General features: G+C 70.9%; 13 protein-coding genes. 2 read left to right on the forward strand and 11 right to left on the reverse strand.

What is annotated here, in order from left to right; all coding sequences use genetic code 11:
• The first annotated feature begins 262 nt into the window (after positions 1 to 262).
• Positions 263 to 1,303: an AI-2E family transporter gene (locus tag AB0L53_RS53365; protein ID WP_364012878.1), complete on the forward strand. Its 1,041-nt coding sequence runs from the start codon at positions 263 to 265 to the stop codon at positions 1,301 to 1,303.
• Here AB0L53_RS53365 and AB0L53_RS53370 read toward each other — a convergent pair.
• From AB0L53_RS53370 to AB0L53_RS53415, 10 genes are all read right to left on the reverse strand, one after another.
• Entirely contained in the window at positions 1,260 to 1,940 is a 681-nt protein-coding gene (locus AB0L53_RS53370; protein ID WP_364012881.1) for a DUF6597 domain-containing transcriptional factor, read from the reverse strand. The two genes, AB0L53_RS53365 and AB0L53_RS53370, sit on opposite strands and share 44 nt — an antisense overlap.
• Positions 1,941 to 2,019: 79 nt before the next feature.
• A complete protein-coding gene (locus AB0L53_RS53375; protein WP_364012884.1) occupies positions 2,020 to 2,880 on the reverse strand; it encodes a hypothetical protein in 861 nt (286 codons plus the stop codon).
• Positions 2,881 to 2,981: 101 nt separating this feature from the next.
• The gene (locus AB0L53_RS53380; RefSeq protein WP_364012887.1) at positions 2,982 to 4,184 is read right to left on the reverse strand and encodes an ABC transporter permease; all 1,203 of its coding nucleotides are present in this window, start codon (positions 4,182 to 4,184) and stop codon (positions 2,982 to 2,984) included.
• Positions 4,181 to 4,930, reverse strand: coding sequence for an ABC transporter ATP-binding protein (locus AB0L53_RS53385; protein ID WP_364013072.1), 750 nt, complete (start codon positions 4,928 to 4,930; stop codon positions 4,181 to 4,183). The genes AB0L53_RS53380 and AB0L53_RS53385 overlap by 4 nt, the downstream gene beginning before the upstream one ends.
• Entirely contained in the window at positions 4,930 to 6,033 is a 1,104-nt protein-coding gene (locus AB0L53_RS53390) for a peptidoglycan-binding domain-containing protein (RefSeq protein ID WP_364012890.1), read from the reverse strand. Before AB0L53_RS53390 ends, AB0L53_RS53385 begins: the two co-directional genes overlap by 1 nt.
• A 34-nt stretch (positions 6,034 to 6,067) precedes the next feature.
• Positions 6,068 to 6,607: a hypothetical protein gene (locus AB0L53_RS53395; protein WP_364012893.1), complete on the reverse strand. Its 540-nt coding sequence runs from the start codon at positions 6,605 to 6,607 to the stop codon at positions 6,068 to 6,070.
• Positions 6,608 to 6,651: 44 nt separating this feature from the next.
• Positions 6,652 to 8,040 (reverse strand): HAMP domain-containing sensor histidine kinase, encoded by a 1,389-nt coding sequence (locus tag AB0L53_RS53400; RefSeq protein WP_364012895.1) that lies wholly within the window; start codon positions 8,038 to 8,040, stop codon positions 6,652 to 6,654.
• Positions 8,037 to 8,717, reverse strand: a complete 681-nt coding sequence (locus tag AB0L53_RS53405) for a response regulator transcription factor (RefSeq protein WP_358553871.1) — start codon at positions 8,715 to 8,717, stop codon at positions 8,037 to 8,039. Before AB0L53_RS53405 ends, AB0L53_RS53400 begins: the two co-directional genes overlap by 4 nt.
• 41 nt (positions 8,718 to 8,758) lie before the next feature.
• Positions 8,759 to 10,537, reverse strand: a complete 1,779-nt coding sequence (locus AB0L53_RS53410; protein ID WP_364012899.1) for a hypothetical protein — start codon at positions 10,535 to 10,537, stop codon at positions 8,759 to 8,761.
• Positions 10,534 to 11,595: a MoxR family ATPase gene (locus AB0L53_RS53415; RefSeq protein ID WP_364013075.1), complete on the reverse strand. Its 1,062-nt coding sequence runs from the start codon at positions 11,593 to 11,595 to the stop codon at positions 10,534 to 10,536. The genes AB0L53_RS53410 and AB0L53_RS53415 overlap by 4 nt, the downstream gene beginning before the upstream one ends.
• 229 nt (positions 11,596 to 11,824) lie before the next feature.
• Here AB0L53_RS53415 and erm point away from each other — a divergent pair, with 229 nt between their 5' ends.
• Positions 11,825 to 12,646 carry an ErmE/ErmH/ErmO/ErmR family 23S rRNA (adenine(2058)-N(6))-methyltransferase gene (erm, locus tag AB0L53_RS53420; RefSeq protein WP_364012902.1) on the forward strand — a complete coding sequence of 274 codons (822 nt, stop codon included), beginning with the start codon at positions 11,825 to 11,827 and terminating at the stop codon, positions 12,644 to 12,646.
• Here erm and AB0L53_RS53425 read toward each other — a convergent pair.
• Positions 12,635 to 14,026, reverse strand: a complete 1,392-nt coding sequence (locus AB0L53_RS53425) for a hypothetical protein (protein ID WP_364012905.1) — start codon at positions 14,024 to 14,026, stop codon at positions 12,635 to 12,637. The two genes, erm and AB0L53_RS53425, sit on opposite strands and share 12 nt — an antisense overlap.
• Positions 14,027 to 14,051: the final 25 nt, after the last annotated feature.

The raw sequence follows: 14,051 nt of genomic DNA on the forward strand, positions 1-14,051 counted from the left end.
CCGGCCCGGTGTCAAATTGACCCGACCCGCTCCGACCTGCTGGAATAAAGACCGCCCCGTTTCCGGGACAACCCCTCTAACTTACCAGACCATCCTGAGTGGTGCGAACACCATCCGAAAGGATCTGTGTGGAGGTTGTCCCCGAGTGAGACCGGCGATCATCGCCGTCCTCGCGGGACTGGTGAACTCTATGTACGCCTCCCGGAACCGTCAAATCAACCGCCCGCCGGTGTCATCCCCCGCCCACGGGTAGGAAGCCACTGTGCCCCGAGCCCTCACCATCCTGCTGGGTATCGCCTGCGCGGTGATCGTCCTGTTCGGCATGCGCGAGGTCGCGTCGATCCTGGGCCCGGTCGTGCTCGCGCTCGTGCTGGTCATCGCCGTCGCCCCGGTGCGGAGCCGGCTCTCCCGCGCGGGCGCTCCCGGATGGGTGCAGGTCGCCGTGCCCTTCCTCATCGTGCTGTTCGTGCTGCTGGGCATGGTCGCGGTGCTGACCGTCTCCGTCACCCAGCTCGCCTCGCTGCTCCCCGCGTACGCCCCGCAGTTTCAGCAGTTGCTCACCGACGCCCAGAACTTCGCCACCACCCACGGCGTCAGCAACGCCCAGCTCGACAAGGCGATCCAGGCCTTCGATCCGGCCAAGGTGCTCGGGCTGGCGCAGAGCCTGCTGTCGAGTCTGCTGGGGATCCTGTCCAGCTTGTTCCTCATCGTGGTGCTGCTGCTCGCGATGTGCCTGGACACCCCGGCCATCGCCAGAATCATCGCGTCGGGCAAGGAGGCCAAGCCACACCTGGTGGAGGCGTTCGGCACGTTCGCCCACAACACCAGGCGTTATCTCATCGTCTCCACGATCTTCGGTCTCATCTGCTCGGCGCTGGACGTCGTGGCTCTGTCCATCCTGGGTGTGCCGTTGCCCCTTCTCTGGGGTGTCCTGGCGCTGATCACCAACTACATTCCGAACATCGGCTTCGTCCTCGGTCTGATCCCGCCCGCAATGCTGGCGCTCCTCGACGGCGGCATCAAGCAGATGCTCCTCGTCATCGCCGCCTATATCGCCATCAACGTGGTGATCCAGTCGTTCATCCAGCCTAAGTTCTTGGGGGACGCGGTGGGGCTGTCGACCACGATGACGTTCCTGTCGCTGATCGTCTGGGCGTTCGTCCTAGGGCCGCTGGGCGCGCTCCTGGCGATCCCCCTGAGCCTGCTCACGCGGGCGCTCCTCGTCGACAGCGACCCCAGCGCGGGCTGGGCGGCCGCTCTCATCTCCGGAGCTCCGCCAGAGTCACGCCGCTCAGGCGCTTGACCTCGTTGGCCAGATGCGCCTGATCCGCGTAGCCCGAGACCACCGCCACCTCCGCAGGCACCACCCCCGCACGGGCCAGTTTCAGCGCCCGCTGGAACCGGACGACCCGTTGCAGGACCTTCGGCCCGTATCCGAACGAGGCCAGACTGCGCCGCAGCAGCTGCCGCTCGCTGAACCCCAGCGTCCAGGCCACCTCTCCCACGGTCCGTCCCGTCCGGAGCGCCTCGGCTATCGCGGGCGCCGCGGCGTCGGCGGGCGCGGTGGCCCGAAGCCGGGCCACGACCGCGGCCCGCATGCTCGCGAGCCGCGCGCCGGACATCGCCACATACCGCCCTACGGAGAACTCCAGGTCCGCCACCGGCACGCGCTGGTCGCGCAGGGCGTACGCCGGAACGCCGAACACGTCCCCGACGCCGCCCGGCTTGAACCGGATCCCGGTGAAGGCGTCCCCCGCGCGCACCCGCACCGGCATCGGCCCGGTGTCCGGCCCGGCCACGAACGCCCCCGAAGGCCCCCAGATGAGGTCCACGCACCCATCGGGCACCACGAGTCGCGTGCCGTCGGCGTCGCTCACCTGCCGCCACACGCAGGTGACCCGTCCGTCGAAGCCGTCCCCAGGAGGCCGCTCTTCGTACATGCCTCCAAGCTACGCACCCCCACCGACAAGAAATCACACCCGCCCGTACGCCCAAGAAGCCGCCCGTACGCCCAAGCAGTCACAGCCGCCCGTACGCCTGGAGCGTCCGCAGCCGGTGCACGGTGATGAAGCCGCCCCACTCGTGCTCCACCACGGGCGTCCAGATCAGCCAGTTCCCCTCCCACCCGCCCTCCTCCGACTGGGCGGCGGCGAGCGCGTCGAGGTGCCGGTCCAGGACGTCCTGCGTGAAGAGCGGCAGCCGCAGCGGCGACGGAGCGAAGTCGAGGGGGAAATGCACCTCGCCGGACGCGTCGGGGTCGAAGGTGACCGTGGCCAGCAGGGCCTCGCGCAGCCGGGCGAACTCCGCCTCGGCCCGTGCCCGGTCGGGGACGAGGTTCAGGAACTGGACGACGGCCCGCGCCTCGTACGGGGTCGTGTCCGAGATGTCGGCGATCGCCGACCAGCAGAAGTCGGTGGCGGGCCCGAGCCATGGATGGGCGACGCCATGCTTGTGCAGGAGCCCGGCGATCGACGCGGTGGGGATGAGGTTGCCCGGGGGCTCCTCGCCGGTCTCCCACCAGGGCGCCCGCGGCGTGTCGCGGACGCTCGGCAGCACGAACGGCACGCCGCGGTCCTTGGCCGTGATCCCCAGGAGGTGGTCGCAGGCGGCGGTCACCATCGGATCGTCGAAGGCGTCCAGCTCGTCGAGGATCCAGAACGCCACCTCCACCGGCTCCGGCTGGCTGCCCGCCCCGCGCAGGTCCGGTTCGAGCGCGTTGCCGAACCCGCCGTCGTCGTTCCGGTAGCAGCGCAGCGCGTCGAGCACGCGCGTACGGGAGGCATCCCTGAACAGGGCCTCGAACCTGAGCCTGTCGATCAGCCGCCCGTGCAGCAGCAGGTATCTCTCAGCGCGGGAGACCGCCCGCGAATTCAGCTCCATACCGGTGAAGTTATCCCCGCCTGGCCAGGTTCTTCTTGTAAGAAACGGACACGTGGGGCGCCGGGGTGCGCGCCGCACGGGCATCTCCGCCCGCCTGTTCGTCACGGCGTGGCCAGGGCCTCAGTGGGCGACATGCGGGCGGCTCGTACGGCCGGATAGAACCCGGCGATCCCGCCGATGACCAGGGTGGCGAGCACGCCGCCGAGCATGGCCCAGACCGGTACGATCGCCGGCCAGCCCTGGAAGCTCGCGTACGCGGCGGTGACGCCGATGCCCAGCACGACGCCGCCCACGCCACCGATGGCGGACAAGAGCAGCGATTCGGCCAGGAACTGCAGCCGGATCTGCCCGCGGGTGGCGCCCAGCGAGCGGCGTAGCCCGATCTCGGCGCGCCGTTCGAGTACCGAGATCACCATCGTGTTGGCCACGCCGACCCCGCCGACCAGCAGGGCGACGCCGCCGAGGCCGAGCAGGAGGGCGTTCAGCGTGGCGTCGGTGGCCTGCTTGGCGGCCAGCGCGTCCGACGGTCTGGAGACCTCGACCTCGTTGGGCTTCTCCGGGTTGGCGGTGGGGCCCAGCACATCGCGTACGGCGACGACGGACGCCTCCTCGGCCCTGGCGTAGATCGTGGTCGGGTAGCCGTCGAAGTCCAGCCGTTCCTCGGCGACGGGCCAGCCGATCAGCGCCGCGGTGTCGAGTTCGGGGGCGAGCGGCGCGGGACCGAGCACGCCGACGACGGTGAACCACTGCCCGCCCAGCCAGACCCGCTGGTCGGGGCCCGCCCGTACGACGCCGAGCCGGTCGGCCGCCTTGGCGCCGAGCACGGTGGCCGGGTACCGCTGGGTGGCCTGGTTCAGCCAGGTGCCGCTGACGACCTGGGCGCCCACGTCGTGCGGCAGGTCGAGGCGGGCGGCCGTGACCGAGATGCTGCCCGACTGGGCCGCCGGGATGTGGTCGTTGCGGTAGACCTTGGCAGGCGTGGTGCCCGTGGCGGTGACCGAGGTGACGGGTGCGATCCGTTCGATCATGCCCTCCGCCTCGGCGGGCAGGTGGGAGCTCTCGCCGAAGAGCGTCTGTCCGGGTGAGACGGTGAGCAGGTTCGTGCCGAGCGCTTCGAGCTGGCGGTTCAGGTCCTCCTGGCTGGAGGCGGAGATGCCGACGACGCCGAGCATGGCCGCGATGCCGATGGCGATGCCGAGCGCCGACAGGAACACCCGCAGCGGCCTGGCCCGCAGGCCCGCGCCGCCGACCCTGAGGATGTCGCGCGGGCGCAGCCGGGCGGAGGTGAGGATGGCAGCGGTCATAGCCCGGCTCCGTCCACCACAAAACCGCCCGCCACAGCGCCCCCTGCCACAAAGCCGCCGGCCACAGCACCGTCCACCGCAAGGCCGTCTGCAGCGCCGTCCACCACGAGGCCGTCGAGCATCTCGACCTGCCTCGGGAGCGAGGCCGCGATGTCGCGGTCGTGGGTGATGACGACCACGGTGGTGCCGCCGGCGTTCAACTCGCGCAGCAGGTCCATGACGCCCGCGCCGGAGCGGGAGTCCAGGTTGCCCGTCGGCTCGTCGGCCAGCAGCAGTCGCGGCCCGCCGACCACGGCACGGGCGATGGCCACCCGCTGCCGCTCGCCGCCGGACAGCTCGTGCGGGCGGTGGCCGAGCCGGTGCCCGAGCCCGACCCGTTCGAGTGCCTCGTAGGCGCGCAGGCGGCGTTCGCGCAGGGAGGGCCCCGCGTACAGGAGACCGTCGGCGACGTTGTCCAGTGCGGGGACGCCCGCGGCGAGGTGGAACTGCTGGAAGACGAAGCCGATGACGTTCGCCCGCAGCGCCGACAGCTGCCTGTCGTTGAGGGTGAGCACGTCGTGCCCGGCGATGCGCACGGTGCCGCTCGACGGGCGGTCCAGGGTGCCGATCATGTTGAGCATGGTCGACTTGCCGGAACCCGACGGGCCGACGATGCCGACGAGTTCGCCGTACTCGATGCCCATGGAGACGCCGCGCAGCGCGGCCACCTCGCCGTACTCCTTGCTCACCGCGCGCAGCTGGACGATCACTTGGGCACCGCCACGGTCGCGCCCTCCTGGACGCCGCTGACCTCCACCTTGCCGTCGGCGAACATGCCGATGTCGACGGCCGCGTACTGGGTGGTGCCGCCCGTCACGACCTGAACGCCGTAGCCGCCCTCCGCGAGGGCCAGCAGCGCTCCGACGGGTACGGCCAGCACGTCCTCGCGCTGGGCCGACACGATCGTGACGTCGACCGGGGCGGAGTCGAACGGCTTCTTCAGACCGCTTACCGACACCTTGACCTCGATCGTGGTGGTGGCGTCGCCGCCCGTGCCCGTCTCGGTCGCGACCTTGCCCACGCTGGTGACCTTGCCCTTCACGGTGGAGCCGTCGGGCAGCTCGACCGTAGCGCCGAGGCCCTTCTTGACCAGATGCGCGTCAGCCACGTCGAGGTTGACGAGCACCTGGCGGGTGGTGCCCGTCGCGGTGAGCACGGGCCCCGTGCCGCCGGCGCCGAGCGTGGTCTTGAGGCCGGCGACGCGGAGGGGTCCGCGCTCCACGACCACGTCGGCGGGCTGGACCTCGCCGGTGACGTCCAGGCCGAGGTCGTCCTGCCAGTCCTCGACGGCCTCGCGGGTGGCCCAGGTGAACTCCTTGTCGACGTCGAAGCCGGTGTAGCCGAGCTTGGCCAGGTTCCGCTCCAGCAACTCGACGTCCTTGCCCTCGACGCCGTCCTTGAGCACCCGGTAGAGGGGCATGCCGCCGTAGAGCAGGGGGCGGCGGTCGGCGTCGACACTGTAGACGGCCTTGCCCCGGGTGATGGTGGCGCCTTCCTCGGGCACCCAGGTGATCGTGCCCGGCGACTTGGCGGTGACCGTGATGGTGTCGCCGTATCCGAGCGTGCCGTCGACGGTCTTGGTCTCGGTGAGCGTCGTGCGGGTCACCTTCGCGGTGGCCGGGGGCGTACGGTCGGCGACGGCCGTGCCCGAGCCGCTGCCGCCGAAGCCGATGGCGGCGGCCGCGACGGCGGCGGCGAGCAGGGCGGTGCCTCCGGCCCAGGCGACGGTGCGGAGCGAGCGCCGCCTGGGCCGGATCGGCCGGCCCGGCCGACGGGGGACGACCTCGGGCTGGGACTTGACCTGCGTCATCGCGTCCGTCCCAACTGCGAGAACTTGATCCGCGTCATTGCGTCTTGCCCAGCTGCGGGAACTTATCCCGGCAGACCTCATAAGCCTTCTTGAAGTCGGGGTCGTCCAGTCTGAAGCTCTTGGCGAGGTTCTGGTTGGTCTTCCCGCTGAAGTCCGGGTCGGGCAGGTCGATGCCGTTCTCGCGCATACAGGCGGCGAACTGGCGCATCTTGTCCTGGTCCGCCGGGCTCAGCTCCTTGGCGTCCCTGACGGGGGCGACGGAGCGGCAGGCCTCCAACGCCTTCTTGACCTTGCCCGAGTTCAGCTCCGACTTGGGCAGCGCCTGGAACATCCCTTCGCCGTTCGGGTCGGGGTCGGGAACGTCGAGGCCGTGTTCACGCAAGCAGGCGGCGAACTTCCTGCCCTGCTCGGCCTTGTCCACACTGGCCGAAGGGCTGGCCGAGGGCGACGGGCTAGATGCAGGTGCGGCCGAGGTGGTCTTGACGGAGGCGACTCCGGCGGAGCTGGGCGCCGAGCCGCATCCGGCGGCGGCCAGGGCCAGCACGCCGGTGGCGATCAGGATTCTTCGCTTCATGCCCCGAATGTGCCGAGCGCCGATCAAAGGAGCCTGGGAACCGCCTAGGAGCCGGGTAGGAGCACGCGGAAGGTGGCGCCCTGACCCGGCGCGGAGTCGAGTTCGATCGTGCCACCGTGGGCGTGCACGATCGCGGCCACGATGGCCAGGCCCAGTCCCGCGCCGCCGTCGGTCCTGGATCTGCCCTGGCCGACGCGGTAGAGGCGGTCGAAGACGTGGGGGATGTGCTGCTCCGACACGCCAGGCCCGGTGTCGGCCACCTCGAACACCGCCATGCCGCGTGCCGTGCCCACGCTCACCGTCACCGACGCGTCCTCCGGGGTGTGGGTGAGGGCGTTGCCGACGAGGTTGGCGGCGACCTGGCGCAGCCGGGCCTCGTCGCCCACCACGGAGACGGGGGCCAGCGTCCCGCCCAGGCCGCTCAGCCTGACCTGCCTGCCGGGCACGCGGACGCGGGCGTCCCGGATGGTGTCGGCCGCCACCTCCAGCAGGTCGACGGGGTGGCGGTCGATGGGGCGTTCCTGATCGAGCTGGGCCAGGGTGAGCAGGTCGTTGACGAGCATGCCCATCCTGGCGGCCTCCTCCTCGATCCTGCGCATCGTCTCCTGCTCGTCGCCGCCGCCCCGGCGGTAGAGCTCGGCGAAGCCGCGGACCGAGGTGAGCGGGGTGCGCAGTTCGTGCGAGGCGTCGGCCAGGAAGCGGCGCATGCGGGACTCGGAGTCGGTCCTGGCGGCGATCTCGTTCTCGACGCGGTCGAGCATGACGTTCATGGCCGCGCCCAGACGGCCCGCCTCGGTGTGCGGGTCGGGGGCGGGGACCCGGCTGGCGAAGTCGCCCATGGCGATCTGGCCGGCCGTACGCTCCATCCTGGTCAGCGGGCGCAGACCGAGGCGTACGACGGCGTCGGCGGCCAGGCCGAGCATGAGCAGGATGAGCGCGCTGACGGCGAAGGCGATGGCGACGAGCGAGGCGCGGGTCGCCTCCAGCTCGCCGAGGGACTGCGCGACCACCACGGTGCCGCCGTCGTAGGTCGTGATCGCCTTCAGCCGCCAGGACGGCCCCGTGGTGCCGCTCACCGTGTAGGGATCGCCCACGTGGACGTCGCCGAGCACCGGGCCGGGGTCCGAGTCGCCCGGCAGCTCGCTGACCAGTCTGCCGTCGGCGGAGTAGATGTAGATCCTGGCCACGGAGGCGACCCGCTTGGTCAGCACCTTCTCCCAGTCCATGGTCTGACCGCCGGAGATCAGGCCGGCCATCATCGGCAGCTTGCCGACCGCGCCGCCCATCGTGTTGAGCTGGGAGTCCACGCGGCGCAGGAGATTGTCGCCGAGCAGCGCGATGCCGACCACGTTGGCCAGCACGAGCGCGACCGTGGTGAGCCCGAGTATCGCCATGACGAGCCGGGCGCGCAGCGTCCACCTGCCCGGCCTCACCGCGGGGTCCTGAGCGTGTAGCCGACGCCGCGCACGGTGTGGATGAGCTGCGGCTCGAACTTGTCGATCTTCTTGCGCAGGTAGTAGACGTACGACTCGACGATGCTGGAGTCGCCGTCGAAGTCGTAGCGCCACACGCTGTCGAGGATCTGCGCCTTGCTCACCACCCGGCCGGCGTTCGTCAGCAGGTATTCGAGCAGGTTGAACTCGGTGGGCGACAGATCGACGAGCACGCCGCCGCGGCGCACCTCGTGCGCGGCCACGTCGAGCTCCAGGTCGGCGTAGCGCAGCACGTCCTCGCGCCCGGTCTCGGTACGGCTGCGCCGCAGGATGGCCCGGATCCGCAGCACCACCTCCTCCAGGCTGAACGGCTTGGCCACGTAGTCGTCGGCGCCCAGCGTGAGCCCCTTGACGCGGTCCTCGACCGTGTCGCGCGCGGTCAGGAACAGCACCGGGACACTCTCGCCGAGCCGCCTGGCCACCTCGAACCCGTCGATGTCCGCCATCATCACGTCGAGCACCACGATGTCGGGCTCGAACTCCCTGGCGGCCCGCACCGCCTCGACGCCGGACTCTGCGGTCCTGACCTCGAACGAGACCAGGCGCAACGTCTGCGAGAGCAGGGCACGGATGTTCGGCTCGTCGTCCACGACGAGCACCCTGGCCGGTCGATCCATGGTCAAAGTTCTACCCAAGCCAGTTCAAAGCCAGCTCAAAGTCATTTCATGAAGAAGATCGGCCCGCGCGGCCGGAACGGCAGCGAAGCGCCCTGGGGCACGAGGAAGGCGTGGTCGCGGCGGATGCGGATCACGTCGCACTGGCCGTCGGTGATGAGCAGGATCGGCCCGTCCGTCGGGAAGTCGTCGGCCCGTTCCAGCAGGCTGACTCCGGGCTGCAGGATCGTGCCGCCCCGGCCGCGTACCTTGACCCGGTTCGCGATGTCCTCGACCGGCAGGTAGCCGGCGTCGTACGCGATCGCGTCGCAGAACACCACGCGCGCCCGCGGCACGTCGCGGACCGAGGCGTAGGAGGCGATCGCGCCGAGCGCCTTGCCGAGCAGCTTGACGTCCATCGAGCCCGAGGTGTCCAGCACCACGCCGAACGTGGCCTTCCTGACCACCTCCTCCGGCCGCACCCGGCCGGGGCGCGGGATGTGCGGGGTGGCGGCCTGGCGGCGGGAGGCGCGGGCGTAGGAGCGCCGCGTCTCCTCCGGCTGGAAGTGCTCGTCGAACCAGCGAGCCAGTTGCGCGTCCCACGGCAGCGGCGGCTGGTCGAGCGCCCGGATCTCCTGCTCCAGCCCGGCCGGCACGAAGCCGCGGCTGTTGCCCTGGTGGAAGGCCAGGCCCGTGCAGAGCGCGCTGCGGTAGTACTCGTCGAGGTCGACGCAGCCGCCGGCCGGGCGTGGTGGCCGGTCGAGGACGTCGCCGAGGCCGCGCCCGCGCAGCGTGGCGAGCTTCCGCATCCGCCGCAGGTCGGTGACGATCGTGTCGTAGATCGCCTCGGCCGACATGCCGGACAGGGTCTGGTCGAACAGCAGCCCTTCCGGCATCTCGCCGACGCCCATCTCGGTGAGCCAGCCGTTGATCACGTAGTCGCAGGCGACGTTCCAGATGTACGGCTCGCGCGGGCCGACCCGCTCGCCATGGCGGAGCGCGGCGTGCAGCATCTCGTGGGCCAGCACGAACCGCCACTCCTCCTCGGAGTGCCGGGCGAGCGGGTTGATGTAGATCTCGCCGGCTTCCGCGCTGACCGCGGCGATGGAGATCCCCCAGCTCCTGGCCAGCTCCACCTCGGCGACGATCTTCATGCCGGCGGCGAGCGCGCCCAGCAGCGGGTAGGAGGAGACGAACCAGCGCAGCGCCGCGTCCCACGGCCCCTCGACGTGCTTGTCGGTCGTGACGCGCGGGGTGCCCGCCTGGTCGAGCGCGGCGGTGGCCGCCTCGGCGACGCCCACCGCGAACATGGACGGGAAGTCGAAGTGCTTGGCCATCTCCGCCGAGCAGACGCGGAAGTCCTCCTCGCCGAGCGGTTTGTACGCCTCGGGGATGCCGAGCCTGCGCCAGCGCTCCGACAGCGTGACCTCGTCCTGCTCGGGCAGTTCGGCGGGCAGCGGCGCGGGGCAGCGGCCGATCTTGAGCGTCCGCAGGAACCGGTCGACGGCCAGGCAGCACGCGGCCCGGTAGGCGGGCTCGGGACGGTCGCCTTCAACGTCCTTCGGCGCGCAGGTGCGCGGGTCGGCGTGGCCGAAGCCGAGATGGAGCAGCAGGTGGGCGAAGATCCACGCCCACTCGGCCGCCTCGGCGCGGCGGCGGGGGTGGTGGCGGATGTCCCCGTCCTCCGTCACCACCGCCCAGGTGTCGGCCGACAGCTCCCCCTCATCCGCCGCGTAGAGCCAGCTGTGGTAGACGGAGAACAGCGGGTGCCGGTCGACGAGCTGCCAGCCCTTGCGCACCTCGGCGCGCCACGGGTCGGTCTTGGCCTTGTTGCGGGGGCTCATGATCGGGCCGCCATCAACCTGGGCACGTCCCTGCCGACCTCGACGAGGAACCAGGTGGGCAGCGCGGGCGCGCCGTTCGCGTCGGAGGCGATGACGAGCTGGGCGCACTCCAGCGAGATCTCGGCCAGCTCGACCAGCAGCGTCTTGGCGCGGAAGCCCAGGTCACGCCCCCTGGAGGAGGCGCCGCGCTTGTCCGCGGGCAGCTCCTTGACCAGCCGGGCCCGGAACGCCTCGGCCAGGAAGTAGAGCAGGTCGCGCTCCTCGGGCCGGCGCGGCCACGGCGCCTCACCCTTGATCACGGCGTTGAGGTCGTAGGCGTGCCGGACGGTCTTGACGTAGGCGCGGAAGGCGGAGGCGTGGTTGGCGGTGAGCGTGCCGAACGCGAGCATGGCGAGCGTCTCGTCGGCGACGTCGTCGCCGTAGGAGGTCAGCACGTCGGAGAGCATGTGCCAGGCGCGCGGCGAGGAGAACGGCTCCTCGGTCTTGGGCGGCGCGCTCCACAGGTGGTCGGGCCGCTGCACCAGGTAGTCGACGATCCACGGGTGGATGCCGTTGGCGGCGGCCCACTTGAGCCAGTCGTCGGGCGAGGCTCGCAGGTGTACGTGGACCAGCCGGTTGATCAGCGCGGAGGCCATCGGGCGGGCGAGCGCGCTGTCGGTGGCCCGGTTGCCCGCGCCGATCACGACGGACCCGGCGGGCAGCTCGTACGCGCCGATCCTGCGGTCGAGGATCAGCGAGTAGAACGCCTTCTGCACCTCGGGCGCCGAGGCGTTGAGCTCGTCGAGGAACAGGCAGTAGGGCTCGGCGCGGGCGATCGACTCGGGCGGCGCGAACCGGCTGCGGCCGTCGACCAGCTCGGGCACCCCGATGAGGTCCTCGGGCGCGAGCTGGGTGCCGAGCAGGGTCACGCAGTCGAGGCCGAGGGAGTCGGCGAACTCGCGGACCAGCGAGCTCTTGCCGATGCCGGGGGCGCCCCACAGGAACACCGGCCGGACGACGGCGACGTGCAGCAGCAGCTCGGGGAGCTGCATGGGAGTGACCGTGACCGTCGCCTGCACGTCTTCAGAGTGGCGAACAGTGGCTGTCACGCGCATCAGGTTTTTTATTGAGTTGCCGCGCCGGCTGCCGCGTTCCTAGCATCGTCGGCATGTATTGCCTCTGCTTCATGCGTCTGCGCAGCGACCGGGCTCGGGCCCGCTAGCTGACGCGGTTACGACCTAGGCGTCCGCCGGCGCGCCCCGGGCCCTTCGAGAGACCCATACATCTCGAAGACCCGAGAGGGCGGCTGTGGCGCAGAACTTCGCGCACGGAAACTATTCACACACCCAGAAGAACACCAGGAACAGCGGCGGTCGCACGCCCAGAGACCGGGCCAGGCGCGCCTTGTCGCAGAATTTCCTGGTCGACCGGCATGCCGTCGAGCTGGTGGTCAAGGCGGCCGCCCCCGACGGGCTGGTGCTCGAACCCGGCTCGGGCGAGGGCGTACTGACCCGGGCGCTGGCCGAGGCCGGAGCTCAGGTGATCGGCTACGAGATCGACCCGCGGCTGGCCGGCCGGCTCGCCGCGGGCACCCGCGACGATCCCCGGATCGACGTGATCAGGGCCGACTTCACGACCGCGCGGGCGCCGCGCGGGCCGTTCGCGGTCGTCGGCAACATCCCCTACTCCGTCACCTCGCGGATCGTCGGCTGGTGCCTGCGGGCGCCGGGGCTCACCTCGGCGACGCTGCTCACCCAGCGGGAGTACGCCCGCAAGCGCTCGGGCGACTTCGGCCGCTGGAGCCTGGTGACGGTGGAGTCGTGGCCGTGGTTCCACTGGCGGCTGGGCGACCGGATCGGCAGGGATAGCTTCCGGCCGGTCCCGTCGGTCGACTCGGCGATCCTGCGGATCGAGCGGCGGCCCACGCCGCTGGTCGAGGCGCGGCGCGGCTACCAAGAGCTGGTGGAGGTGGGGTTCGGCGGAGTCGGCGGCTCGGTGCGCGCCTCGCTCGGACACCGCTATGAGGGAGTCGACGCCGCCATCGCCGCGGCGGGCATCGCCCGCGACACGGTGGTGGGCCACGTCCACCCCGACCAGTGGATCACGTTGTGGGAGCGGCTATGCCGCTGACGTGACCGTGGCCTTCTCCGCCGGCCCGACGGGCGGGGCGAGCACCTGGGCCGCCGGGGACCGGCGGCCCCAGGGCATCGCCATGAGCAGGATCGGCAGCAGCACGATCGAGGCTCTCGACCAGTCGCGGTGCAGCAGCCACCAGGCGTTGTCGTCGAACTGGGTCATGTACAGATAGCCGTACGCCGACCACAACGAGACACCGATGATCGCCGGCCAGGCGAACCTCGTGGGCCTGGCGATCAGGAACGGCATGAACCACAGGAGGTATTGGGCGCCCAACCGCGGCGTGACGACCATGAAGATCAGCAGGATGGCCGTGGTCATGTCGATCGGGTCGGCCCGCCGCCAGAGCAGCACCGCGAGGACGACACAGATGTAGATCAGGTAGGTGCCGATCTTGGCCAGGCCGGGGATCAGCGCCCAGTCGCCGCCGGTGAAGTGCGGCGTCCAGCCCCACTCTCCGATGATCGGCCGGATGTCCTGAATGGTCTCGATGACCGCGGGGATCTGCTTGAGCGACGTGCCGGCGAAGATCGGCAGTGTGACCAGGAAGAACACCGGCAGCGCGCCGGTCATGAACAGCGCGGCGATCCTGGCCCGCAGGTTGGGCAGGAGCAGCAGCATGCCGGGGATCAGCCAGATCGGCCAGCTCTTCGCGCACAGCGCCAGGCCCATCAGCAGGCCGGCCAGCGCGCCGCGCCTCAGATCGGCGCGGTCCATCGGGCCGGGCATGAGGGCGCGGTGGAGCATGCCGCCGGGGCCGATGATGCGGGGCAGCGAAGCCCGCCAGCCGTAGGCTGCGACGCCTCGGCGTACCTTGGCGACCACCTGAGTCGTGACGCCGGCCCGGTCGGGCGAGCCGGGGCCGCGCGCCACCACGAAGGCGGCCACGCCGAAGACCAGCGCCACCGGCTCGACCTGGCCATGGATGCAGGCGACGAGCAGGGCGAGCGGGTTGAGCGCGTACTGCAGAGCGCGCAGCGACGCCTTGGGGCCGCCGGCCAGCTTGGCGACCAGCGGGATCAGCACGATGTCGGCGACCACGGTGACCAGGCGCCCGGCGTAGACCCACGGGATGCCCAGCCACAGCAGGATCCCGTAGACATAGGGGATGGTCGGCAGGAAGTGCCAGCCGCCCTCGCTGGCCAGGACCGGGTCCTGTCCGTTCAGCACCGCCTGACCCGCCGGCTGGAAGCTCTCCATGAAGTCGACGGGCTGCCAGGAGTCGTGGGCCGCGGTGAACATCAGCACCACGCGTACAGCCACGCCGACCAGCACGGAGACAAGGAGAGGGGGTCGCCAGTCACGCCATTGGGCGATGAGAGCGAACAAAACACCTGCGACGAGGATCGTCCCCGTGAGAACTGCGTAATCCATGGCGGCTTCTAGCCTGCCGTACTCC

This window comes from Nonomuraea sp. NPDC052129 (assembly GCF_040680095.1).
Classification (GTDB): domain Bacteria; phylum Actinomycetota; class Actinomycetes; order Streptosporangiales; family Streptosporangiaceae; genus Nonomuraea.

What these genes read in the sequence shown, in the direction of transcription:
- AB0L53_RS53425 (WP_364012905.1), bottom strand. Translation starts at nt 14,026, where the DNA reads ATGGATTACGCAGTTCTCACGGGGACGATCCTCGTCGCAGGTGTTTTG.
- AB0L53_RS53370 (WP_364012881.1), bottom strand. Translation starts at nt 1,940, where the DNA reads ATGTACGAAGAGCGGCCTCCTGGGGACGGCTTCGACGGACGGGTCACC.
- AB0L53_RS53405 (WP_358553871.1), bottom strand. Translation starts at nt 8,717, where the DNA reads ATGGATCGACCGGCCAGGGTGCTCGTCGTGGACGACGAGCCGAACATC.
- AB0L53_RS53380 (WP_364012887.1), bottom strand. Translation starts at nt 4,184, where the DNA reads ATGACCGCTGCCATCCTCACCTCCGCCCGGCTGCGCCCGCGCGACATC.
- AB0L53_RS53390 (WP_364012890.1), bottom strand. Translation starts at nt 6,033, where the DNA reads ATGACGCAGGTCAAGTCCCAGCCCGAGGTCGTCCCCCGTCGGCCGGGC.
- AB0L53_RS53395 (WP_364012893.1), bottom strand. Translation starts at nt 6,607, where the DNA reads ATGAAGCGAAGAATCCTGATCGCCACCGGCGTGCTGGCCCTGGCCGCC.
- AB0L53_RS53410 (WP_364012899.1), bottom strand. Translation starts at nt 10,537, where the DNA reads ATGAGCCCCCGCAACAAGGCCAAGACCGACCCGTGGCGCGCCGAGGTG.
- AB0L53_RS53375 (WP_364012884.1), bottom strand. Translation starts at nt 2,880, where the DNA reads ATGGAGCTGAATTCGCGGGCGGTCTCCCGCGCTGAGAGATACCTGCTG.